This window comes from Lacipirellula sp., assembly GCF_965279485.1.
In the GTDB taxonomy this organism is placed as follows: domain Bacteria; phylum Planctomycetota; class Planctomycetia; order Pirellulales; family Lacipirellulaceae; genus Lacipirellula.
The window spans coordinates 4,877,807-4,899,921 of the sequence record NZ_CBDIIC010000002.1 but is presented as its reverse complement, the minus strand read 5'-3'; the positions used below and the strand labels follow the sequence as shown (position 1 = coordinate 4,899,921).

At 62.1% G+C, this 22,115-nt stretch carries 17 protein-coding genes; 7 read left to right on the top strand and 10 right to left on the bottom strand.

Features of this window, described 5'->3' with window-relative positions:
* Positions 1-172: 172 nt before the first annotated feature.
* From dnaB to ACQY7R_RS27120, 6 genes are all read right to left on the bottom strand, one after another.
* The gene (dnaB, locus tag ACQY7R_RS27145; RefSeq protein ID WP_428308670.1) at positions 173-1,621 is read right to left on the bottom strand and encodes a replicative DNA helicase; all 1,449 of its coding nucleotides are present in this window, start codon (positions 1,619-1,621) and stop codon (positions 173-175) included.
* A 188-nt stretch (positions 1,622-1,809) separates the two neighbouring features.
* Positions 1,810-2,340 carry a 50S ribosomal protein L9 gene (rplI, locus tag ACQY7R_RS27140; RefSeq protein ID WP_428308669.1) on the bottom strand — a complete coding sequence of 177 codons (531 nt, stop codon included), beginning with the start codon at positions 2,338-2,340 and terminating at the stop codon, positions 1,810-1,812.
* A gap of 72 nt (positions 2,341-2,412) precedes the next feature.
* On the bottom strand, positions 2,413-2,901 hold the full coding sequence (locus tag ACQY7R_RS27135; RefSeq protein WP_428308668.1) for a single-stranded DNA-binding protein: 489 nt from the start codon (positions 2,899-2,901) through the stop codon (positions 2,413-2,415).
* A 125-nt stretch (positions 2,902-3,026) separates the two neighbouring features.
* Positions 3,027-3,416 carry a 30S ribosomal protein S6 gene (gene rpsF, locus ACQY7R_RS27130; RefSeq protein WP_428308667.1) on the bottom strand — a complete coding sequence of 130 codons (390 nt, stop codon included), beginning with the start codon at positions 3,414-3,416 and terminating at the stop codon, positions 3,027-3,029.
* A gap of 87 nt (positions 3,417-3,503) precedes the next feature.
* Positions 3,504-4,073 (bottom strand): aminoacyl-tRNA hydrolase, encoded by a 570-nt coding sequence (gene pth, locus ACQY7R_RS27125; protein ID WP_428308666.1) that lies wholly within the window; start codon positions 4,071-4,073, stop codon positions 3,504-3,506.
* A gap of 56 nt (positions 4,074-4,129) precedes the next feature.
* Entirely contained in the window at positions 4,130-4,765 is a 636-nt protein-coding gene (locus ACQY7R_RS27120; RefSeq protein ID WP_428308665.1) for a 50S ribosomal protein L25, read from the bottom strand.
* 893 nt (positions 4,766-5,658) lie between these two features.
* On the opposite strand from ACQY7R_RS27120, the gene ACQY7R_RS27115 reads away from it, so the two are divergent.
* Entirely contained in the window at positions 5,659-7,440 is a 1,782-nt protein-coding gene (locus ACQY7R_RS27115; protein ID WP_428308664.1) for a hypothetical protein, read from the top strand.
* A gap of 40 nt (positions 7,441-7,480) precedes the next feature.
* Here ACQY7R_RS27115 and ACQY7R_RS27110 read toward each other — a convergent pair whose 3' ends face one another.
* From ACQY7R_RS27110 to ACQY7R_RS27100, 3 genes are all read right to left on the bottom strand, one after another.
* A complete protein-coding gene (locus tag ACQY7R_RS27110) occupies positions 7,481-8,584 on the bottom strand; it encodes a DNA glycosylase AlkZ-like family protein (RefSeq protein ID WP_428308663.1) in 1,104 nt (367 codons plus the stop codon).
* Positions 8,585-8,739: 155 nt separating this feature from the next.
* The gene (locus ACQY7R_RS27105; protein WP_428308662.1) at positions 8,740-9,684 is read right to left on the bottom strand and encodes a ribose-phosphate diphosphokinase; all 945 of its coding nucleotides are present in this window, start codon (positions 9,682-9,684) and stop codon (positions 8,740-8,742) included.
* An 81-nt stretch (positions 9,685-9,765) separates the two neighbouring features.
* Positions 9,766-10,509, bottom strand: a complete 744-nt coding sequence (locus ACQY7R_RS27100; RefSeq protein ID WP_428308661.1) for an NTP transferase domain-containing protein — start codon at positions 10,507-10,509, stop codon at positions 9,766-9,768.
* A 203-nt stretch (positions 10,510-10,712) separates the two neighbouring features.
* Between ACQY7R_RS27100 and argB the strand changes: the two genes are divergently transcribed.
* From argB to rph, 4 genes are all read left to right on the top strand, one after another.
* On the top strand, positions 10,713-11,609 hold the full coding sequence (gene argB, locus ACQY7R_RS27095) for an acetylglutamate kinase (protein WP_428308660.1): 897 nt from the start codon (positions 10,713-10,715) through the stop codon (positions 11,607-11,609).
* A gap of 190 nt (positions 11,610-11,799) precedes the next feature.
* Positions 11,800-13,008, top strand: a complete 1,209-nt coding sequence (locus ACQY7R_RS27090) for an aspartate aminotransferase family protein (RefSeq protein WP_428308659.1) — start codon at positions 11,800-11,802, stop codon at positions 13,006-13,008.
* A gap of 65 nt (positions 13,009-13,073) precedes the next feature.
* Positions 13,074-13,991: an ornithine carbamoyltransferase gene (gene argF, locus ACQY7R_RS27085; RefSeq protein ID WP_428308658.1), complete on the top strand. Its 918-nt coding sequence runs from the start codon at positions 13,074-13,076 to the stop codon at positions 13,989-13,991.
* 152 nt (positions 13,992-14,143) lie between these two features.
* The gene (gene rph / locus ACQY7R_RS27080) at positions 14,144-14,860 is read left to right on the top strand and encodes a ribonuclease PH (RefSeq protein ID WP_428308921.1); all 717 of its coding nucleotides are present in this window, start codon (positions 14,144-14,146) and stop codon (positions 14,858-14,860) included.
* Positions 14,861-14,874: 14 nt separating this feature from the next.
* On the opposite strand, the gene ACQY7R_RS27075 is transcribed toward rph, so the two are convergent.
* Entirely contained in the window at positions 14,875-19,044 is a 4,170-nt protein-coding gene (locus ACQY7R_RS27075) for a VWA domain-containing protein (protein ID WP_428308657.1), read from the bottom strand.
* Positions 19,045-19,502: 458 nt separating this feature from the next.
* Here ACQY7R_RS27075 and ACQY7R_RS27070 point away from each other — a divergent pair, with 458 nt between their 5' ends.
* Entirely contained in the window at positions 19,503-20,393 is an 891-nt protein-coding gene (locus ACQY7R_RS27070; RefSeq protein ID WP_428308656.1) for a TerC family protein, read from the top strand.
* 260 nt (positions 20,394-20,653) lie between these two features.
* Positions 20,654-21,790: a S1C family serine protease gene (locus ACQY7R_RS27065; RefSeq protein WP_428308655.1), complete on the top strand. Its 1,137-nt coding sequence runs from the start codon at positions 20,654-20,656 to the stop codon at positions 21,788-21,790.
* Positions 21,791-22,115: the final 325 nt, after the last annotated feature.

Sequence of the window (22,115 nt, the reverse complement as noted above, 5' to 3'; positions counted from 1 at the left end):
AAACGCCCGAGAATCACGCTAAAAACGCGACAACGATGACAGATTTCACTGCCAGCGAGCCCTTACAAGACCGTAATTTTCATCGGATAGTGCCAAGCGAGCGCGTGATAGCACGCTAGTTCTCACGCGTGGAAGCACCGACGAGAAGCAACGCAAGCTAGCGATGCTGGCGTTAGAAATCGGTTGGCGGCGGGCCGTAGGATTCAAATTCGGCGTATGCCGCGGCCGCGAAGTTCTCGAACCGCGTGAACTCGTGGTTCCAAGTGAGCTTCACTTCGCCCACCGGGCCGCTGCGGTTCTTGCGAATCAGCAGATCGGCCTGCCCGCGGACTTGCTCGCGGTCCTCTTCGCTCGACATGTAGTATTCTTCGCGATGAACGAACATCACGATGTCGGCGTCCTGCTCGATGGCGCCTGATTCCCGCAGATGGCTAAGCTGCGGCTTGTTGCTGCTCGATGATTCAACCTGCCGGTTGAGCTGGCCGAGACAGAGGACGGGCACCTGCATCTCACGGGCGAGGCCTTTAAGACGCCGCGAGATCTTCGAAACCTGTTCCTGCCGCGGGTCGCGGGAGTTGTCGGGGTCGATTAGCTGGAGGTAGTCGATGACGATCAACCCGAGGTCGTGGCTCCGCTTGAGCCGGCGGGCGTTCGCCGCGATTTCCGTCATCGTCCGGCTGGGAGAATCGTCGATGAACAGCGGCGACTGGCTAATCTGGGCGGCCGCATTGATCAGCTTCCGACGTTCCTCATGCGAAACGGTGCCGTTGCGAAGGCGATTGCCGTTCACCCGGGCAAGGGAGCAAAGCAAGCGGTCGCCCAACTCGATGGCGGCCATTTCGAGGCTCACGAACAGGGTTGCCACCCCGGTGAGGGCGGCATGCTCGGCCATGTTCATCGCCAGCGCGGTTTTGCCCATGGAAGGCCGAGCAGCGAGGATAATCAGTTCCGACTTCTGCAGGCCGCCGGTCATCTGATCGAAGTCAATGAACCCCGTTTCGACCCCGCTGGAGGTGCTTTGGTGCTCCATGCGGGCGTCGATGCGGTCGAGCGAGTGCTGTAGGACCTCGGAGATTTGCGTGACGTGACCGGTGCCGCGATTCTCAAGAATCGAGAAGACCTTCTCTTCCGCCTTTCCGAGCATTTCGCGGGTGTCGGATGTTGGATCGTAGGCGGACGTCTGAATTTCCATGCCGACGTTGATCAACGTCCGCAGCAGCGCCTTATCAGCGACGATCTTCGCGTAATATTCCGCGTGGGCCGCGGTGGGAACTTGGCGGCCGATCTCGGCGAGGTAGGCAGCGCCGCCGATCGCCTCGTAAATATCGGCCTTCTTGAAGCGTTCGACGAGCAGCATCAAGTCGATGCGCTGGCCGCCGTCGTGCATGGCCAGTAGTTGCTCGAAGATTTGGCGATTGGCGTTGTCGTAGAAATCGTCGGCGCGAACGATGAGCGCCACTTCGTCGAAGACTTCCGGCAGCAGCAAGATACTGCCAAGCACGGCCCGTTCGGCCTCGACGCTTTGCGGCAGCTTGCGGTCGAACGGATCCGCTTCCTGAGCGGGGGTGAACGAAGCTCCGCGGTCCGAACCTTTGCGATCCTGCCAAGTGCGTTCGGCCATGCTGCGCTCCTTCGTCGACTCAAGTCATTCCGCTCGCGCCAGTATAGCCATTCTGAGCGGCTCGAAGAATCTGGCGGCTTCGTTTGGCGCGAGATCCCTCGCTCCGCTCGGGATGACCGTGTACCCCTAAACGCCAAACCGCCGGCTCGCGCCGGCGGCTGGTTGCGTTCGATTGTCGTTGCGACGACTTAGGCGTCGGCGCCGACTTGCGGCACGACCCACACCTTGAGTTCGCCGTCGACTTCGCTCGAGAGGCGGAACTTGACGGTGTAGAGACCGAGTTCCTTGAGCACGCCTTCCAGACGGATCTGGTCGGTGTGGAGGTTGATGTCGTTCTTCTTGAGCGCGGCGACGATTTCCGGAGCACCGACGCTGCCGTAGAGGTGACCGTCCTCCGTGGCGTTGGCTTCGATCGTGATGCTTTGCTTCGCGATCTCCAAGGCCTTCTTCCGCAGATCGGACTGATGCGCCTTCTCGATAGCTTGCAGCTTCGCGCGGTGCTTCTCGACCATCCGCTTGTGGTGGTCGGTGGCGACGGTGGCCAAGCCTTGCGGAATGAGGTAGTTCAGCGCGTAGCCGGGACGAACCTCGACGACATCGCCTTGGTGGCCGAGATCCTCGACATTGTGGATCAGCAGCAACTGCACGCCGCCGTTGGGGCCCGTCGGTAGACGGTTGGCGGTGGCGGGGTTCTTGGCCTTTTTGGTCTTCGTAGTCATCGTCAATCCACTTGCTTGATACTCGCCGCGGGATAAGCCGGCGAACGCGTTAATTGGTTTGTCTCGTATTGTTTAGAACGGGATCTCGTCATCCGGGAAGCCGCCCGAAGGGCCGCCGTCGTCGTACGAGCCGCCAAAATCGTCTGAAGATGATTGCTGCGAGGCACGGGCGCCGCTGCTGACGCGATTGCCGCCGCGAGCTGCACCACCGCCTGCTCCTCCTCCGCCGCCACCCTCGCGACCGCCGAGCATTTGCATCTTCTCAGCGATCACGCGAAGCTTGCTGCGCTTCTGGCCATCCTTTTCCCAGCTGTCGAGCTTCAGCCGGCCTTCGATGAGGACCGACGAACCCTTGCTGAGATACTCGTTGGCGACTTCCGCCGTGCGACCCCACAGGGTGACGTCGACGAAGGTCGTCTCGTCGACCCACTGGTCGCCCTTCTTCACCCGGTCGTTCACTGCCAAGCCAATCTCCGACACCGCCGAGCCGCTAGGAATGTAGCGAAGTTCAGGGTCTCGCGTGAGGTTGCCGACGAGGACGACGCGGTTGAAGCTGGCCATGGTAAAGGTTCCTTGTGAGGCGGACATTCCGCCGACTTGGGTCTACTAACGCTTACAGGCTCAAGACCCAAGTAGTGTACTAACGTTCCGTCTACCGTGCCAGATTCTGCGACGCGAAATCTTGTTTAGCCTTCCGCACCGGCGCCAACCGGTTCGCCGGCGGGCTCTTCGGCCACCGTCTCGCCCTTGGCGTGGGCCACGATCGCGTCGACCAGGCTCGGCGGCAACTTCACGAACATCTGACGCAAGATCGAGTCGTTGATCTCGCACGAACGGGTCAGTTCGGTGAGCCGGAGGGTCGGGAGGCGCAGGTACATGAGCCAGTAGGCGCCCTTGCGTTGTCCCTTGATGGGGAACGCCAAGCGACGCTCTTCCCACAGACGGCTGACCAGGACTTCGCCGTCGACCGCCTCGACCAGCGATTCAACTTCGCGAGCCAATCCATCGCGTTCCCGAGCGAACTTGTTCGAGTCGAGAATGAAAAGGGCTTCATATACTGCTGTGTTGTCTGCCAAGACTAGAACTCCTGAGTTGAGCTGTAAGCTGTTAGCCATGAGCTACCGACCACTAACGGCCTACAGCCCACGGCTAATAGCTAACAGCTAGTTAACTTTGCCGTTGAATTTGTTCATTGCGGGCAGCATGCCTTGCTTCGCCCACATTCGCACCGCATCGGCGGATCGAGCCACCTGGAGGGCGACTTCGACGCGCTCGTCGGGGCTAAATTTTCCGAGGACAAAATCGGCCGGATTCCATCGTTCCGGCACCGGGCCGATGCCAATCCGCAGGCGGGGAACTTCTTGAGTTCCCAGCGACCTGATGATGTCGGCCAGTCCGTTTTGTCCACCGTCGGAACCGCCTGTTCGTAACCTCAACTGCCCGAGCGGGATGTTGAAGTCATCGCAGACGATTACCACGTCATTTGCCGGAATTTGGTAGAAATCAGCCGCTTTCCGCACGCTGCCGCCGCTCTTGTTCATGAACGTCAGCGGCTTCAGCAGGAGCGACCTCTCTCCCTCCAGCAAACACTCCCAAACTTCTCCGTCGAACTTCGAACGAGGGGCCAAAGCCCCCGTTTCCTGCACGAGCCTGTCGATCAGGTCGAAGCCGACGTTGTGTCTCGTTCCCTCGTACTTTTGTCCCGGGTTGCCGAGGCCTACAACCAACTTCATCGTTTACTGCCTGCCTAACTCGCCGCTTATCGGGACCGAGAAGCGGCCAAGGCCAACTACTTCTTGTCTTTCGCTTCCTCGTCGTCGGCAGCCTTGCGGCCAATGACTTCGGGTTCGACGGCGCCGGCGCCAGCTTCTTCTTCGACTTCCGCGGTCGGCTCGTGACAAGTCACGGCGACGGTCTTCGGGTCGCCAATCACTTTGGCGCCTTCCGGCATGTCGATGATATCGGCCAGCGTCAGCGTTTGATTCAGGTGGAGATTCTTGAGGCTCAGGTGGAGCGACTCTGGAATCGCCAGCGGCGAGGTTTCGATCTCGACGTGGTGGATCAGGTGTTCCACGACGCCGCCTTCGTGCTCGCCCGGGGCTTCGCCGCGGATCAGCAGCGGCACTTCCACTTCAACACGCTCGCTAGCATCGACCCGCAGCAGGTCGACGTGGATCAAGTGTTGTTGGAAGGTATCCCAAGTGACGTTTTGCAGTAGGGCCTGACCGGTGGCGGCGCCTTGCAGCTCGACGACCTTGTGGCCGTGACGAATCGTGGCCCGCAATTGGTCGGCCGGAACGATAACGCTGACCGGCTCTTCGCCGTGGCCGTAAACGATCCCGGGGAGCTTCCCTTCGAGGCGCAACCGGTGGTTACGCCGCTTTCCCGTGAAATCCCGCTTTTCAACCTGCAACGTATCGGACATGTGAACTGCTTTCCGCGCGTATACTGTCGACCGCCAAACAAGTGGCAAACTCCCAATTGTGCCCGATTCCCTGTGGAGTTCAAGCCCAGAAACTGGGGAGTTTTCGAGTCCGTCGGGCCGGGTGCGGTGGGTTTGCGGCTCGGGCAATTGGTAGGTTGGGCAAGAATGCGAATTGGGGTTTCTAGCCCAGTGACGGTGACTCAACCGGTTAGCGGCCATCGCTGGCGCCAGCTTGGACCGGAGCGCTCACTCGCTGACGTGTGAATTTTGTCGCGTCATGCGTTTTTGGCGACACAATTCACAACCCGTTGCTAAACCAAGAGTTGCGGCGCCGCCACTGGTGAGAAACTGGGTAGCCCCGGTTGGCGTACTCGCCTACCAGGGCTGTGCATCCACAAGATGTCCACTCAAGAGAGCCCACGCCAACAACTGCATCTCGCGGCTCCTCAGCCCCGATAGCGACCAAGTATGGTGACCGAATCTACCCCACGCGACCATTGTGGCAGCTCAAACGGCTATTGAAAAGATGCCATTTCCGGCCACCCGAGAGATGACGCTGAATCGCGACCGTTCCGGAGGAGCGGCATGTTGTAGCCAGGGGCGTGAACCCTGGTGGAGGGTTCGCGAGAGGTGGAGAGCCCCGGCGGGGCGGCAGTAGTTCCTGCAGCAAGAACTGCGTCGCCCCGCCGGGGCTTTTGCGTTCGGGGCGGCGATTATCCAGGGGCTTACGCCCCTCGCTATTAACCAAGGCTCCTTTGGGCTGAAATTCAGCGGGCGACCTGTCGGCGTACTCAACCGGAGCCGCCAGTTCACCAGCCAGTCAGACTTGCCACCTATGAGATGGCTAAGTAGTCTCGCGGCCCATCCCTCTTCACCGCCGGAACAGTGGTGCGATGCTCCGCATTTTTGCCCTAATAGCGGCCTTTGCCTGGGCGAGCCAATTGAACGCCGCCCAGAGCGTTGTGCGCCAAGTTTCGAACGTTGCCTTCGAGGCAGACAATCCGTGGGACTTGCCATACTTCCAGGCCCCGGCGATCTACGACAACGAGCTCTATTTCTCCGCATCAACCGACGACAAAGAAACTCGACTCTTCGCCACTGATGGCCGGCGGGTCCGTTCGTTCAACGTCTCGCCTGGGCACAGCGTCGGCTCTCAATCGATTGAATTTCAAGGCCAGCTTTATTTTCGGGGCGACGACGGCCATGGGATTGAGCCGTTTACAACAGATGGCCATACGCTCACCAACCTCGACCTCTCCCAAACGCCTGAGGGATCATGGCCCTATAACTTCAACGTCGTGGGAGACAGCCTGTATTTCCAGGGCGGGCTGTTCGATGCTGCCGGCAACGTGCAAGCGTACATGTTTCACACTGATGGCAATGAGGTAACGACCTTAGCCAACACCAGCACTTCCGATAGCTACCCCTGGGGTTCCGCTGCTGGGGGGAAGTTTTACTTCCCCGCAAATGGCCCCGACGGATTTGAACTCTATCGCGCCGAAGGTCGCGCCATTCAGCAGGTCATTGACGTTAACCCCGGCCTTAACGGTTCCAGCCCATGGCCTGCGGGGGAACTCAACGGCGAGTTCTATTTCACCGCAGTCGGTCCTGAGGGCCGAGGGTTGTACAGGACTGAGGGCGAGGGGGCCATCCAACTGCCGTTCCCCCCAGACCCGTCGCAGTCCGGCGGCCCTGTAAACTTCGTTCGCTTTGGAGAGGCTCTCTACTTTCAAGGAAAAGGCGAGGACGGCTACGAGTTGTACCGCACCGACGGCGATTCGGTGACTCATCTCGACCTGCTGCCAGGCCCTGAAAGCTCCGGAGCAGCGACCTACGCTGGCGCGGAAAGCGGAGGCAAGCTGATGGTGCCTGGACGCGGCCCCAACGGATGGGCGATTTTCATCGTCAATAGCGATGGAGAATTGGCGAATCGAATCGACCTGGGACAAATCCCATATCCAGTGACGCCAGGCATGCCCCACCTGGAAGCACTTGTTCAGGACCAGAAGAGGGGATTTTACGACTCGTGGCCGCGCGAGCTTCGGGAGTTTCAAGGCGAAGTCTATTTCGAGGGCACCGGCCCCACCGGCCCCGATCTCTATAAAACAGATGGGCAGACGCTCACTAAGTTCAATCTGGTACCCGAATCAGGATCACTCAATCGCGGCGTAGGTTTATATGGCGCCCAATCGCTCGCCGGTAGCCTCTATTTTATCGCTACGACGGAGATGGGAGTTGAGCTGGTCAGAACGGATGGCTCGACAACGTCGATTATCGACTTGGCATCCGGCGGCGAGAGTTCGTATCCACGTCAACTGGAGTTGATCGGCGAAGAACTTGTTTTTCAAACGCACTTTGCTGAAAGCACTGTCATTTACGCGACCGACGGCACGAGTATGCGGCGCCTTGCGGAGTTTCCGGACATGGCCATCGACACTGGTTACGGCTATGTTGAAAATGTGAATTCAACGACCGACTTCTTACGGCTTGGGGATGCGTTGTTCTTCCTCGGACGTACTGAGCAGGGATGGCGCCTCCATCGCATCGGCGCGATTCCTGAGCCTTCGGGGCTGATGTTAGTCATCGTGCCTACTCTGTTAGCGAGCGTGCTGAGGAGGCCCTTTCGAGCACGTCGGCATGAACGAATGCCTCCTGCGGCTGCGCCGCCTCGGTAGCCGCTGGAGGCGGCAACCGGGGCTACCCACTCGCCACCGCTTACAGGGCGAGGAACTGCTCCAGTCGCTCTCGCTCTTCTTGCAATGAGGACTTAAACGCAGCGTCGCGCGGGGCTCGGCCCGCGACGTAGCCGGCTTGCAGTTGCAAGCGGCCGTTGCGGACGGCGGCGTTGGCCCAGCCGATGACTTGGCCGCGCCACAGCATCGGGAGGGCGTAGTAGCCGCGGACGCGCTTGGGCGCCGGGGTGTAGGCTTCGAAGCGGTAGGCCCAGTCCCAGAACTGCTCGAAGCGCTGGCGGTCCCAGACGACGGGATCGAAGGGAGCCAGCAAGCGTAGCTGGTCGTCGAGCACGGCGTCGCTGGCGAAGCGGCGGCTGGCGGGGTTTTCGTCGGCAGGCCAGAACCAGCGGCAGCCGTCGACGGTTGCTTGCGGCAAGCGTGCTTTGGTGCGCGCGAGGGCTGCACGACGTTGCTCGCGCCACTGCGGGGCGGCGGAACCAAGCGCCATCACCAAGCGGCCGAGCGTCGCGGCAGGCAGCGGGGCGTACTTGGCCACGGCGACGTCGACGAGCGCGTCGAGGGCTGCGTCGGGGTCGTCCGGTTCGTCTTGCTCATGGGCGAGTTGCGGGGCGTAGACGCGAATGCCGCTGTCTCGCCGGGCGACGCGAAGCAGGCCGCGGTAGTGCATGCCGTCGAGGAGCTGCGTGCTCGCCTTCGTGTTGCCGCCGAACCAATTTTTCGTCGTGCCATGCTGAAAGGCGGCGTCGACCTCGCGGGGGTGTGCGGCGCCGCGGCTTTGGACGAATTCGAGCACGGCCTGCGCTTGCGTCCAGCGAGCTCGCGACCACTCGACGCGGGCCGTGCGCGGATGCATCAGCCGCTGCGTGGCTCGCGGCAGGATGCCGTAGTTGATGAAGAAGTCTTCTTCGATGGCAAGTCGCGCGTAGCGTGCTTCGAGATCGCCGGCGCGGTAATCGTTGACGCGGTGGCGGAGCGTGAGGTCTTGTGCTCGGGCCGGCGCGCGGATCGGGTCGACCTGGACGAAGCCGAGCTTGGCGATGGCGCGCGGCAAGGTGGTGGGTTTGAACAGGCTACGCGCGATGGCGTAGCGGCGGAGATGGTCGATGGTGAGCGGGGCGGGCATGTGGCGATTACGCAAAGGTGATGAGTCGCCTGATTATATGCCTGCGTTTTGGGAATGCGCGTTGCGGATAGCGCGAAACGCCCGCCGCGAGCGGGCGGGGCTAAATGGGCATTGCGCTGGTGCGGAGTGGGCCGGCGGTGTGAAATCGCGCTTGGTTACTTGAACAGCCCGCTCACCGATTCGTTGCGGTGGATGCGTTTGATCGCTTCGCCGAGAAGGGGTGCGACGCTTAGCACGCGCGTGTTCGGCGGCATTTGGTCGGCCCGTTGCGGAATCGAGTTCGTGCAGATGAGGCTCGCGAGGTTGGCTTCGCGGAGGTTGTTCATCGCGTTGCCGCAGAGTACGGCGTGCGAGACGCCGACGTGGATTTCCTTCACGCCGTTTTCGTGGAGGACGTTCGCGGCGCCTTTGATCGAGCCCGCCGTGCTGATCATGTCGTCGAACATCAGGGCGACTTTGCCGGCGACGGGGCCGCCGAGGATGTTGGCCTGCACGGTCTTCTCGGCGCTCATACGGCGTTTGTCGATGATCGCCACCGAGCCGCCGATGCGCTTCGCGTGGCCGAGGGCTCGCTTGATGCTCCCTTCGTCGGGGCTGACAATCACGATCTCTTCAGGCGGAACGCCGAGGCTGAGGAAGTATTCGTTCAGCACCGGGGCGGCGTAGAGGTGATCGACGGGAACGTCGAAGAAGCCTTGGATCTGGGCGGCATGGAGATCCATCGTCAGCACGCGGTCGGCGCCGGCGCGGGTGATGAGGTTCGCCACGAGCTTCGCGGTGATCGGGACTCGGCCCTCGTCTTTACGATCTTGGCGGGCGTAGCCGAAGTAGGGCATCACCGCGGTGATGCGCTCGGCGCTGGCCCGTTTGCAGCTGTCGATCATCACGAGCAGCTGGAAGAGGTTGTCATTGACCGGCGGGCAGGTCGGCTGGAGCAGGTAGACGTCGCGGCCGCGGATGTCCTCGTTGATTTTGCACGAGGTTTCGCCGTCGGGGAAATTGCCGAGCGAAATGTCGCCGAGCGGCACGCCCAGATACTCGCAAATCTGTTGGCTGAGGGGCCGGTTTGCTTTGCCGCTGAAGATCTTGAGGTCGGTCATGGAGAGATTTGAGTTGCGAGCTATTGGTTGCAATCTATAAAAGAGGAATCAGCGAGCTTCGAACTCGCTAACCGTAACTCGTTACCCGCCACTCATCACTTTTTCGACTTGAGCGAGTTCTTCAGGGCTGTTGATGCTGAGTGCTTCGCAAGGCTTCAGCACAGTGAGCGCGGCAACCTGTTTACCCGCGGCGAGGAGAATCGCCGGGCAATCAGTGATGTAGTATTCTCGCTGGGAATTGTCGGCCCGCAACTGGTCGAGGGCGGTGAGCAATTCTTTCGCGTCGAAAACGTAGGTGCTGACGTTGATTTCGGTGATCGCCCGCTGCTCGGACGTGGCGTCCTTTTCTTCGACGATGCCGGTGAAATCGCCGGCGGCGCTGCGGACGATGCGACCGTAACCGGCAGGATCATCGCGGCGAACCGTACCGAGGAGGCAAGCAGAACGGCGAGAGCGGGCTTCCGCCAGAAGCGTGGCCACCGAGTCGGCCTGGAGCATCGGCGAATCGCCGGCGACGATGACGACCGGACCATCGTGCGAAGCGAGCTGCTCGCGGCACATCATGACGGCGTGGCCGGTCCCGAGCTGTTCGGTTTGGTCTGCGAACTCGATGCCGGGGAGGCCGGCGAGTTCGGCCCGGACGAGGTCGGCCCGGTAGCCGACGACGACGACGACCCGCTCAACCCCGGCGGCCCGCAGGGCATCGATCACGTAGCGGACCATCGGACGGCCGGCGACGGGGACGAGTACCTTGGGAAGCTCCGACTTCATGCGCGTCCCCTTACCAGCGGCAAGGACGATCGCCATGGCGGGGGCGGGGGGCATTTTCGCAGGTTCCGAGGCAAAACTGACGGGTTTCTGAGCGAGACGCCTATCTTGGCAGACGCTGGGCCCGCGGGCCAGTGCCCTTGGCGCATCGGAATCTCGCTCTCCAGCCGCGGGCCAAATTCTCTTTCGCCGGGGTGATTTTGCCCTTAGAATACGCGATTCCCTACCTATTTTCCGCCCGCACTGGGAATGAGCGAGAAGTGCAAGAAGCGATTGAGAAAGCCGACGTTCTGATCGAAGCGATGGCCTGGATCCGTCAGTTCCGCGACAAGATCACTGTGATCAAGCTCGGCGGCAGCGTGATGGAAGATCCCGATGCGCTTGGGCATCTGCTGGTCGACATCGTCTTCATGGAAACCGTCGGCATGCGGCCGATCGTCGTCCACGGCGGCGGGGCCGCGATTACGCGGGCGATGGCCGAGGCGAATCTCGAGTCGCGGTTCATTCAAGGGCGACGGTACACGGACAAGGCGACGCTCGGCATCGTTGAGCGAGTCCTGGCCGGGGAGATCAACGAATCGATCGCCGAGCGGATTGAGACATTCGGCGGCCGGGCGATGCCGCTCAACTTCGTCGGCGAGACGAACAATAACGTCCTGTTCGGCGAACGGCTGACGCTGCCGAACAAGGATGGCGGCGAGCCGATCGACCTGGGGTACGTCGGGCACGTGACGCGGGTGGACCGCGAGATTCTCGACAATCTTTGCTACGCCGGGCAGGTGCCGGTGATTCCGTCGATGTGCGAAACCGAGACGGGCGAGCGGCTGAACGTGAACGCCGACACCGCGGCAACCGCGGTTGCCCAAGCGGTTGGGGCCGAGAAGCTGATATTCCTCAGCGACGTCAACGGCGTGCGCCGGGATAAGAACGACCCCGATTCGCTGATCCACTCGCTGACCGCCGAGGAGGCCCGCCGCCTGATGGCGGACGGCAGCATCGAAGCGGGAATGATTCCGAAGGTCGAGGGCTGCCTCGATACCCTCAGCAAGGGGGTGCGGAAGATCCACATCATCGACGGGCGGCTGCGGCACTCGCTGCTGCTGGAAATCTACACCAATCAGGGCGTGGGAACGGAATTGGTCGCCGAACCTGCGTAGGGGGCGGGGCGTCTGACTAGCGCTAGCCGTTCCTAGGAATTCAATATTTAGGAGGTCTCTCGCAGAGGCGCGGAGACGCAGAGAAATACGCAAAGAAGAACAGGGGAGGAATTCACTCTCCTCCGACTTTTTCTCTGTCTTTGCATTTCCTCTGCGCCTTTGCGCCTCTGCGAGAGAATTAGAAAAAACAATGAACACCGCCACCGCCGCTACGAAGATGTCGCCCGAGACGGCGTCGCTGTTTGATCAGTATGTCATCCCGAACTACCGGCGGTTTCCGCTGTCGCTCGTCCGCGGCGAGGGGTCGTGGGTGTGGGACGATCAGGGGCGGAAGTATCTCGATTTCTTCCCCGGGTGGGGCTGCAATCTCATTGGCCACTGTCCGCCCTTGGTAGTGAAAGCGGTGCAGGAGCAGGTCGCGGAACTGATTCACGTGCCGAACACCTGGCACATGGAAGCCCAGGGGCAGTGGGCGAAGCTGCTCAGCGAACGGAGTTTCGGCGGGCAGGCGTTTTTCTGCAACTCTGGCACCGAAGCGAATGAGGCGGCGATCAAGCTCGCTCGGCTCCACACGCCGAAGGAACGGTACAAGATCATCACTTTCGAGGGGGGCTTCCACGGCCGGACCTATGCGGCGGTGAGCGCGACCGCTCAGCCTAAGTACCACGAAGGGATCGAGCCGCTGGTGCCGGGCTTTGTGTATGCAACGTTCGGTGATCTCGAAGCGGTACGGGCGAAGGTCGATGGCGAGACGGCGGCGATTATGGTCGAGCCGATTCAGGGCGAAGGGGGCATTCGCATCCCGCCGGCCGGGTTCCTCGAAGGGCTCCGCGAGATCGCCGACGAGAACGGCCTGCTGCTGATTTTCGACGAAGTGCAGGCCGGGTGCGGGCGAACGGGGAAGTGGTTCGCCTACCAGAATTTCGGCGTGACGCCCGACATCATGACGCTGGCGAAGAGCCTGTGCGGCGGCGTCGCCGGCGGGGCGATGCTGGCCAAGAAGGAAGTCGCCGCAAGCCTGCGGCCGGGAATGCATGCGGCGACGTTCGGCGGGAATCCGCTCGCCGCGCGGGCGGGGATTGCGACGATCGAGACGATCGACCAAGAGAATCTGCTCGCCGCCGCGGGGAAGCTGGGCGGCGTGTTCTGCGAGTTGCTCGAACCGCTCGTCGCCGAGTTGCCCTACGTCCGCGAGTTCCGGCAACTGGGGCTGATGATCGGCGTCGAGTTGACGGTCGACGCGACGCCGCTGGTGCAGGCGTGCATGGACCGCGGACTGCTGATCAACGTCACCCAGGGGAACGTCATTCGGCTGCTGCCCGCGCTCACCTCGAGCGAGGCGGAAGTTCGCGAAGGGTGTGCGATCCTCATCGAGGCGATTCGGAATTTTAAGCCGTAGTTCAATCCAATCGCGCCGCGCCGAAGAGGCGCGGCGATTTCGTTTTTACGTGAAAAGAGCGTGCCATGAGACATCTGCTAAACGTCTCCGACCTGACGACTGACGAGATCCTGCGGATCTTCGCGCTGAGCGCCGACCTCAAGGCGAAGTTTCGCGCCGGCGTGCGGGAACCGCTGCTGCCGGGCCGTATGATGGCGCTGGTATTTGAGAAGCAGTCGCTGCGGACGCGGGTGAGCTTTCAGTCTGCGATGACGCATCTGGGCGGCGGCAGCATGCTGTTGGGCGACGATGCGGGCTTCGGCAAGCGCGAAAGCATCGCCGATTTCACGCGGGTGCTGAGCGAAATGGTCGACGTCATCGTGCTGCGGACGAAGGCGCACCAGACGGTCGTGGAGGCGGCGAAGTACTCGAGCTGTTCGGTCATTAACGGACTCACCGACCAATCTCATCCGTGCCAGGCGCTGGCCGATTTGTTCACGATCCGCGAATCGGCGGGGACGCTGGAAGGGCAGAAGCTGGCGTGGGTCGGCGATGCGAACAACGTCGCCCGCAGCCTTGCGATGGCTTGCGGCTTGCTCGGCGTGGAGTTCGCCGTGGCATCCCCCAAGGGATATGACTTCGACGAAGCGTTCGTCGCGAAGCTGCATGCAAAGGCGCCGGGGGTAAAGTTCCTGGTGACCCGCGACCCCGTCGAAGCGGTCCGCGGCGCCGCTGCCGTTTACACGGACGTCTGGGCGAGCATGGGGCAAGAGGCCGAAGAGGCGCAACGCCGTCGCGACTTCGCCGACTACCAAGTGAACGGCAAGCTGATGTCCGCCGCCGGTCCGACCGCTCGGTTCATGCACTGCCTTCCCGCGAAACGCGGCGAAGAGGTGACCGACGAGGTGATGGATAGCCCCTACAGCATCATCGTGGAGCAAGCGGCGAACCGCATGCATGTGCAGAAGGGCGTGCTGGCGTGGCTGTTGGGAGCTCAGAGCTGAGGCTCGGCCTTTGCTAGAGTCGTTAAGATTGCAAACCTAAACGCACTTCGGACTGGTCGCTTAAGCGACCAGTCCAGCGCTTCGCGTGAGCTTCATCGCTCTTGCGTTCTTCTTTGAATTATCAACTACTCCGCACACTCACACCGAATCGGATTGCCCCCATGACCGCTCCCGCCCGCCCCGCCGATTCGCTCCGCACCTGGTCGATCGAGCCCGCCCCCTTCGGCGCCGCCCCGGGCCGCGTCCTCGTGAAGGCGGGCCGCACGATCGTTCTCTGCACGGCCAGCATCGAAGAGAGCGTCCCGCCGTGGATGAAGGGGCAGGGGAAGGGGTGGGTCACCGCCGAGTACAACATGCTGCCGGGCAGCACCTCGCCGCGGAAGGGCCGCGATCGCGGGCCGAAGATCGACGGTCGCACGACGGAGATCCAACGCCTAATCGGCCGCAGCTTGCGGGCCATTGTGAACCTTGAGGCGCTCGGCGAGCGGAGCGTTACGATCGACTGCGACGTGCTCGAAGCCGACGGCGGCACGCGCACCGCATCGATCACCGGCGCGTACGTCGCGCTGGTACAAGCGCTCCGTTCATCACCAGGCTTTGCCAACGGCGAGCCGTTGCCGCTGAGCGATAGCGTTGCCGCGGTCAGCGTTGGCATCGTGGGCGGCGCGCCGACGCTCGACCTCGACTACTCGCAAGACTTCGCGGCCGAGGTCGACATGAACGTCGTCATGACCGGCGCCGGACGGTACGTCGAGGTGCAGGGGACCGGCGAAGAAGCAACGTTCGACGCCGAGCAACTCGCCGCGATGCTTAGTCTTGCATCGCGGGGAATTGCTCAGCTGTCGATGTTGCAAAAATCGCTGCTGTAGTCGGCGTTCTCGGACTAAAAGTCGAAGAAGTCGAGTTGACCGCCGTCGGCATTGTCGGCGGGAGCATCGGTATTGTCCGTGGGCGTGTCAGTGCCAGTGTCAGTCCCATTGTCTGTGTCGTTGTTAGCGGCCGAACCGGCGAACGTGAAGGTCTGCACATTTCCGATGCCGGTGAACGACGGCGCTGACGTGATCCGCACATAGCGACGGTCGGCCGAGACGACGGCCGACGCGACCATTTGCGAACCTTCCGGCAGCGTGACGATGACCGGCTGATACCCGACGGCGCCGCCGCGGGCGAAAGCCAACTGGCGACGAAGATCGAAGTAATCTTCGACGCTGCCGCCCCGGCCCGGCAGGATCGACGGATTGGAAATCGAGCCGAGCTGCTGGGCCATCACCGCTTGAGAGATCGCTTCCTGGCGGTCGACGGTCGCGATTAGTTGCTGATTGGCAATCGGGTCGTTACGGCGACCTTGTTCCAGCTCGAAGACCACCAAGGCGTCGTCGTCATTGTTGACGGCGATATGCTGACGTTCGTGCTGCTCGTCCTTCGTGCGGTAGTTCTTATAGACGTCGACGGTGACGCGGTCGGCGACGACGTCGCCCCAGACCTTGCGGACGCGCACCTTGTACTCGCCGGCGAAGCCTTGCGGGCAGACGTAGGTTTCGCTGAACGACCCCGACTTGTCTTGCTTTTCAAAGTTGGCATAGTCGTCGCCAAGGATGACGCCGCCGCCGGCGCTGCGCGGCGCACGAAGCGAGCAGGTGGCGCCGCCCGGTTCCTCGACGATCAGGTCGACGTCGGCGTCGCCGGACCACGAAACCTTGACGACGCAATCGCGGACCAACGCTTCGTCCAGTTCGCGGCGGAAGCGATCGGCTTCGGTCTGATTGCCGGCCGTCTGCAGTTCTTCGAGGGTCGCCTGTGCGATACGCATCGCTTGGTTGCGAATCTCTTGCTGCTCGGCAGGCCAAGCTTGCTTGAGAATGCCGACCGATGCCCAGCGGATGCCGTCGACGTCGTTCGCACGCTGAGCCGCACGAAGGCCGAGCGCGTAGGCGTCGGACTTCAACGGATCGAGCTTGGCAACCTGCCGGTAGATGTCGACCGCGCGGTTGTTCAACCCGATGTGCGACAGGTAGCGAGCGATAAGCATCAGCTCTTCAGGGCTCGTGCTGAAATCGCAAGCCGACATCACGGCCCGTTCGATTTCGCTCTTGGGGGCGCCGTTCAATTCCAAAGCAATGCCGAGCGATTCGTACATCCAGGCCTGCGGCTGGCCGTTGGCCAAGGCCGACTGAATGAGGGCGATCGCGTGGTTATAGTGGCCCTGCTTGATGAGTTGCTTGGCAGCGTGCCGAACGACGTTCTGATCTTGCTGCTTCTCGGCGAAGTATTGAGTCCAGAACGCTTCTGGAGTCATCGAGAGGTCGATTTCGATGCCGCCGACTTTCGGCTCGGCAGTTGGTTGTTGCGGCGCGGGTTGTTGCACTGCAGCGGGCTGGGAGACAGCCGGCGCCGCAGCCTTCGGGGACGCTGGCTTGGCGTTGACTTCGTCGGGAACGGCAAACATGCCGCCGCCGCCGCCCATGCCGCCGCCACCCATGCCGCCGCCGCCCATACCGCCGCCGCCCATGCCACCCATGCCGCCGCCGCCCATACCACCGCCGCCCATACCGCCGCCGCCCATGCCGCCGCCGCCCATCATGCCGCCCATACCGCCCATGCCGCCGAGGGGTTGGATCGGCATGACGAGGTCAGCAACCGGGTAGACGCGGACTTGAAGACGCTTTTCGGCTTCTTCCTGAGTGGTGATCAACAGGACTTCTTTGTCGACGATGTAGGTCAGGTCTTCGCCGGCGTTCTTCAGAATCAGCTCAAGCGCCGACTTCAGCGTCACGTTCGCGATTTCGATTGAAACTTCCGTTTCCGGGCTTGCCGCCACGGCGTCGAGCGCGGCCGTGTCGAAGATAATCGGAATGTCGTAATCTTCGCCCAACACCTGAAGAATTTGGTTGAGCGGCGCCTCGACTTCCGAAATCGGAGCCCGCAGCGGCTGCCGCAGGGCGCTGTAAATCCGGCGTTCCGCTTCGCCTTCGCTCTTCAAGTCGACCGAATAGCGGTCCTTGCGGCGCTTGCTCAGTTCTTCCCAGACAGGTGCGTCGGGGTAGACGATGGGAGGATTGTCGGGGAACGGAATGTGCGACAGCTCTGTCTGGAACATCGTATCCCATGCCGCCGCGTGCCGCGCGGCGCGGGTCACTTGCTGCAGGTAGAGATGACGTTGCTGACGGGCCCACAGGGTCGCGACGCGGGGCGTCACGCCGTTGGGATCGACTTCCGCGACGATCGCCGCCACTTCTTCTGCTTCGACGTAACGGCGTTCGTCCATGAGCGCGTTGAACCGATCCATCAACTGCTTCTCGCGTTCGATGTTGCGAGTGAGTTGGGCATCAAGGTACTTCTGCTCGCGAACCGCGGCGAGTTCCGCGTCGCGGAGGCGATCGAGTTCGTCCTTCAACGACGCCTTGCGGGTCGCTTCCTTGAGAGCGATTGAAAGCTTGTCCTCGAGCGACGCACGGGTGGGGGCGTCGAGTTCCGCAGCGCGGCGGACGTTCTCGAGTGCGAGCTTCAGTTCCTGAATCGCGCTTTGCGGTTCAGCCGACATCCGCTCGCGGGCTTCGATCACGGTGTTCGAAACTTCCGTTTGCAGCATCTGAGAGTAGGCGCGGCGTTCTTGCTCGACTTCGTCGAGGAACGTGCCGTCCGGACCGCGGCGTTCGAGCAGGCCCGGTTCGGCCGGCGGAATCGGTTCCGCGGCGACGGCCTTGTTGAGGATGATGTCGCCGCCAACGGCCGGGGCGGAAGTCGCAGGGGCCGAAGCTGCGGGAACAGCGGCAGCCGGAGTGGCCGCTGCCGGAGCCGCCTGCACCGGGGCGCCCGACTCAATCGCGGTTTGCACCGTGCGGGCTTGGACGTTGCCTGGATCTTGGCGCAGAACTGCTTCAACAATCTGCAGGGCGCCGTCGCGATCGCCGGTGGCGACCGCTTTCTGGGCGAGCATCGTCAGTTGATCAGACTGGGCGCCCATCAAGCGGGCGACTTCCGTAAGGCCGGCGGTGCCAAGCGTCGGCAGCGTCAGGCCGCCGTCTTGCTTGGCTGCGTCGACCAGGGCCGAAAGGAATGCGTTGTCGTTGCTCGGTTGGCTCGGAGCGACCGACCAGGTGTAGTCGACGGCCTTGCCATCGCCGTCGACAGCCGCAATGGCGACTGCAACTGGCTTGCTGATTTCGGCCGGCGTTTGGCCGACGATCACCGTGTCGCGGTCAGCGCGAAGCGGCGGGAATGCCGTTGGGTACGATTGGCCGAGTTCGCTCGGAATCTGGGCCTTCGTCGGCCAGGCGACTGCAGCGCGCGACCATGAAGCGAGGTGCTTCGCGGCGGCTTGAGCGTTGCGGGTGTTTTCGTCGCGGGCGCGGGCATCGCTGACGCCGGCCTTCTCGTCTTGCCAGACAATCGGTTCAGCGACGTACAGATTGCCGCCCGACTGATTGGCCAGAACGGCCAGCAATTGGGCGTCGATCTGAGGACCGACGGCGTAGCTAGAAACCGGCACGCGAGCCGCACGGAGCTTGTCGACCAGCGGGCCCATCGTCGGAGCGTCGAGCAGGTTGGCCATGCTCACGCCGTCTCCAATGTAAACGACGGCGCGATGTGCCGACTTGGCCGCTTCGAGCTTTTCGAGAGCGGTGTCCAGGCCGGCTTCAATGTCCGAGGAACCGAGGGGGGCTTGTTCGCTGAGCGTTGCGATTGCCTGCGCCACGGCGGCATTGTCGCCGGCAACGAAATCGCTCGTCACGTCGCGGGCGCTGAGGTCGATGGCGACGATCTGCAGGCGATCGGTGGGACGCAAGCCGGCGGCGAAGGTCTTCAGCGCTTCGAGAGCCGTCTCGCGGTAGGCGCCTTGTTGGCTAGCGGAGGTGTCAAACAGGACGACGACGTCAACGCCGTCAACTTCCTTGCTGGCCATCTCAGGAGCGAGACTCACGGCGTAGGAGGTTTTGTCTCCTTGCCGAAACGCCGTCAGGCGTCCCGAGTCTTCAGCGTGGGCGAACGCGGTCGACGTCATCGCGACGGCGAGGCCCAACTTGGCGGTCCAGTTCGATCGACGAGTACGCATGGGAAACGCTCCCTCAAAAAAATACTTCTGCCCAAGGGCCCGCCGTGTTCCGATGCGGCGACCGCTCTGGAGCAGCTTCTGCTGATTTTTACCGTCTCGCTGGCTGGCTTCAACAAAGTTGGAGAAGTCGCCGCGAGACGGACGGCGAACCCAACAAGGCGCGCACAAGGGCGCTCCCCCCGAGGAACTCTAAACTCCCCGGCACTATCAGTTTAAGCTGGTCGGACTGGGGTCGCCACAAGAAATTAGGCAGAATAGGTCGTGTTGGCAGCCACGCCGACCGGTTGCGGGCTGTTTGCACCGATCTACCCCGCCTACAACCGGCAAAATCCGCGAATCCAGTTCTTGCGGCCTCTCGCGACACGCCGCGGCGAGGTATGGACTTCCCCTCCCCTGCCCTGCCTGGATAATGCTCGATTCCCTGCCTCCCACCAATTAGCTTCCCCACCGATATGTTGATGGCCCCCACTCTCGCCGATGTCAATTTCTTAGGCCAAACCCTGGGCTGGGGCGATCTGGGGATCATCGCGCTGCTCGTTCTGCTCGAAGGGGCGTTGTCGATCGACAATGCCCTCGTGCTGGGCCTACTCGCCAAACGGTTACCGAAGGACCAGCAGAAAAAGGCCCTCACCTACGGGCTCATCGGGGCCTTTGTGTTCCGCTTCATCGCGGTTTTCATGGCCAGTCTGCTGCTCAAATGGACAGTCGTGAAGTTGCTCGGCGGCGGTTACCTCGTCTACATCGCCGTGAAGCACCTGTTCTTTGAATCGGGCGAAGACGACGGTGAGTTGACGGTCTCCGCGGAAGGCGAGCCGACGCTCGTGCACGAAGTCACCGGCCTACCACTGACCGAGGCGCAAGAGGTCGAGGAAATCGAGCAACGGGCGCCGCTGCCGGTCCCGGAAATGGCCAAATCGCCGAAATTGGCGAAGTTCTGGCCGACGGTTTTCGTGATCGAATTGACTGACATCGCCTTCGCGGTCGATTCGATTCTTGCGGCCATCGGCGTTGTCGGCCCCGCGCCGAAGGGTCATCCCGCCGACCAGTTGCACCCCAAGCTGTGGGTCGTCATCGCCGGCGGCCTGCTCGGCGTGATCCTGATGCGGTTCGCGGCCGTCGTATTCATCCGGTTACTCGAACGCTTTCCGCGATTCTCGACCGCGGCATATCTGCTGGTGCTGGTGATCGGCGGTAAGCTGCTGATCGACTGGTGGTTCAATACCGCGGAGCATCCGCACGCGGTGAACTTCCACTCGGCCACCGCCCCCGAAACTTGGATTTTCTGGGGGACGATGCTCGCCTGCTTTGCGACGGGTTTTCTACCGAAAAAGGGCGGTGCGAAGCACTAAGCCGACGAAACGGTAGACCGAACGGGCGCCACTGCTGGCTCGTCCAACAGTGGGCGCCGAGTACCCGCTTCGCACTGCTGGGCGAGCCAGCAGTGGCACATGAGCGGGGGCTGAGTTCGCCGCGATTCTGCGGGAATAACCGCTGCAATTGAACACCTGCGTATTCCCCGGCGTATGGGAGAGGTGTTGTAGGGCCCGTTCTGTCGGGCCATTCTCAAGGAGCTACGCGCCCCAGGAGCGGGGGCAGAGGGATACTCGTCATGAATCGCACCGGGTGGACGACGTTGGGGGCGCTGCTGGTCGGCTTGGCCGCGGGCGCCTGGATGGCTGATGGAAACTCTGGATGGAACGCGATCTCGCATTCCTCGGCGACGGCCGCGGCCGTATCGACCGAGACGCCGGTGAGCATCTCCGCCGATGAGCAGCGCAATATTAGCGTCTACGAGACGGCGAATCGGAGCGTCGTGAACATTGATACGAAAACCGTGTCGGTCGATCCGATGTTCATGACGCAGCGCGAAGCCGAAGGCGCCGGATCGGGCGCCGTGCTCGACCGCGAAGGGCACATCATCACCAACTACCACGTCATCGACGGGGCCCAGCGGATTAGCGTCACGCTCGCTTCGAACGACGTTTATCCCGCGGAACTCGTCGGCGGCGACAAAGAACACGACATCGCTGTCCTGAAAATCAGCGCCCCGGCGGAGGTCCTGTATCCGATCAATCTTGGCGGGTCCGACCAACTGCGCGTCGGCCAGCGCGTTTACGCGGTGGGCAATCCGTTTGGCTGGGACGGCACGATGACGACCGGCATCATTTCGAGCCTGAATCGCAACCTGCCGAGCCGCGTCGATGGCCGGCAGATGAAGTCGCTCATTCAAACTGACGCGGCGATGAACCCCGGAAACTCCGGCGGTCCGCTGCTCGACGGCAACGCTCGCATGATTGGCATGTGCGTCGCTATTGCCAGCCGCACGGGGCAAAACACGGGAATTGGCTTTGCGATCCCGATCGACCGCATCAAGGCGATCGTGCCGGAGTTGATTTCTAACGGCCGGATCGTGCGGGCCGACATCGGCATTATCGACGTCATGGAAACGAAAGATGGCCTCGTAGTTCGCCAAGTGGCGAAGGGAGGCCCCGCGGAAGAAGCGGGGCTCCAAGGCGGCAAAGTCGTCGTTCAGCAGTTCAAGCGGGGAAATCTCGTGGTCGCTCAGCGGCCCATGCTCGACCATTCTCAGGCCGATCGCATCGTCGCGTTCGACGGCGAGGAACTTCGCACGGGCGTGCAGTTCCAAGATAAGCTTTGGTCGCATCGCCCCGGCGATATCGTGAAGCTAACGGTCGTTCGCGGCGGAAATCGTGTCGAAATTCCCATCACCTTGCGAGCTGACTGAGCGATTTCCGAAAAAAATCGAGTCGAGAATTCGGAGAGATGGAGAATTTGGGGAAACCGCAGATCACGAAATACTGATCTTGACGCAGCGGCCCAATCTCTCGCCATCAAAGGACTTCTGGCCGCTCGCTGCGGTTCACCGCGTGCCCAAAGCAAATCGCAGGCCGATTATTCTCGTAGTTCCCGCGAGTCGTGCGAGTACTTGCCACGAGGGTCGAGCCGGTTAAAGTCGGGTGATCAACTTTGACGTTTGAGTCGCTTCGAGTGACTTGATCAGCCGCCTTTGACCTCCCCTATCAGGAACTAGACCCACCACAGACAGACGC

Coding starts and splice junctions, on each gene's coding strand:
- ACQY7R_RS27110 (WP_428308663.1), bottom strand. CDS start 8,584: ATGCCCGCCCCGCTCACCATCGACCATCTCCGCCGCTACGCCATCGCG.
- rplI (WP_428308669.1), bottom strand. CDS start 2,340: ATGACTACGAAGACCAAAAAGGCCAAGAACCCCGCCACCGCCAACCGT.
- ACQY7R_RS27115 (WP_428308664.1), top strand. CDS start 5,659: ATGCTCCGCATTTTTGCCCTAATAGCGGCCTTTGCCTGGGCGAGCCAA.
- ACQY7R_RS27105 (WP_428308662.1), bottom strand. CDS start 9,684: ATGACCGACCTCAAGATCTTCAGCGGCAAAGCAAACCGGCCCCTCAGC.
- ACQY7R_RS27100 (WP_428308661.1), bottom strand. CDS start 10,509: ATGCCCCCCGCCCCCGCCATGGCGATCGTCCTTGCCGCTGGTAAGGGG.
- ACQY7R_RS27075 (WP_428308657.1), bottom strand. CDS start 19,044: ATGCGTACTCGTCGATCGAACTGGACCGCCAAGTTGGGCCTCGCCGTC.
- ACQY7R_RS27065 (WP_428308655.1), top strand. CDS start 20,654: ATGAATCGCACCGGGTGGACGACGTTGGGGGCGCTGCTGGTCGGCTTG.
- ACQY7R_RS27090 (WP_428308659.1), top strand. CDS start 11,800: ATGAACACCGCCACCGCCGCTACGAAGATGTCGCCCGAGACGGCGTCG.
- argF (WP_428308658.1), top strand. CDS start 13,074: ATGAGACATCTGCTAAACGTCTCCGACCTGACGACTGACGAGATCCTG.
- pth (WP_428308666.1), bottom strand. CDS start 4,073: ATGAAGTTGGTTGTAGGCCTCGGCAACCCGGGACAAAAGTACGAGGGA.
- ACQY7R_RS27120 (WP_428308665.1), bottom strand. CDS start 4,765: ATGTCCGATACGTTGCAGGTTGAAAAGCGGGATTTCACGGGAAAGCGG.
- ACQY7R_RS27135 (WP_428308668.1), bottom strand. CDS start 2,901: ATGGCCAGCTTCAACCGCGTCGTCCTCGTCGGCAACCTCACGCGAGAC.
- dnaB (WP_428308670.1), bottom strand. CDS start 1,621: ATGGCCGAACGCACTTGGCAGGATCGCAAAGGTTCGGACCGCGGAGCT.
- ACQY7R_RS27070 (WP_428308656.1), top strand. CDS start 19,503: ATGGCCCCCACTCTCGCCGATGTCAATTTCTTAGGCCAAACCCTGGGC.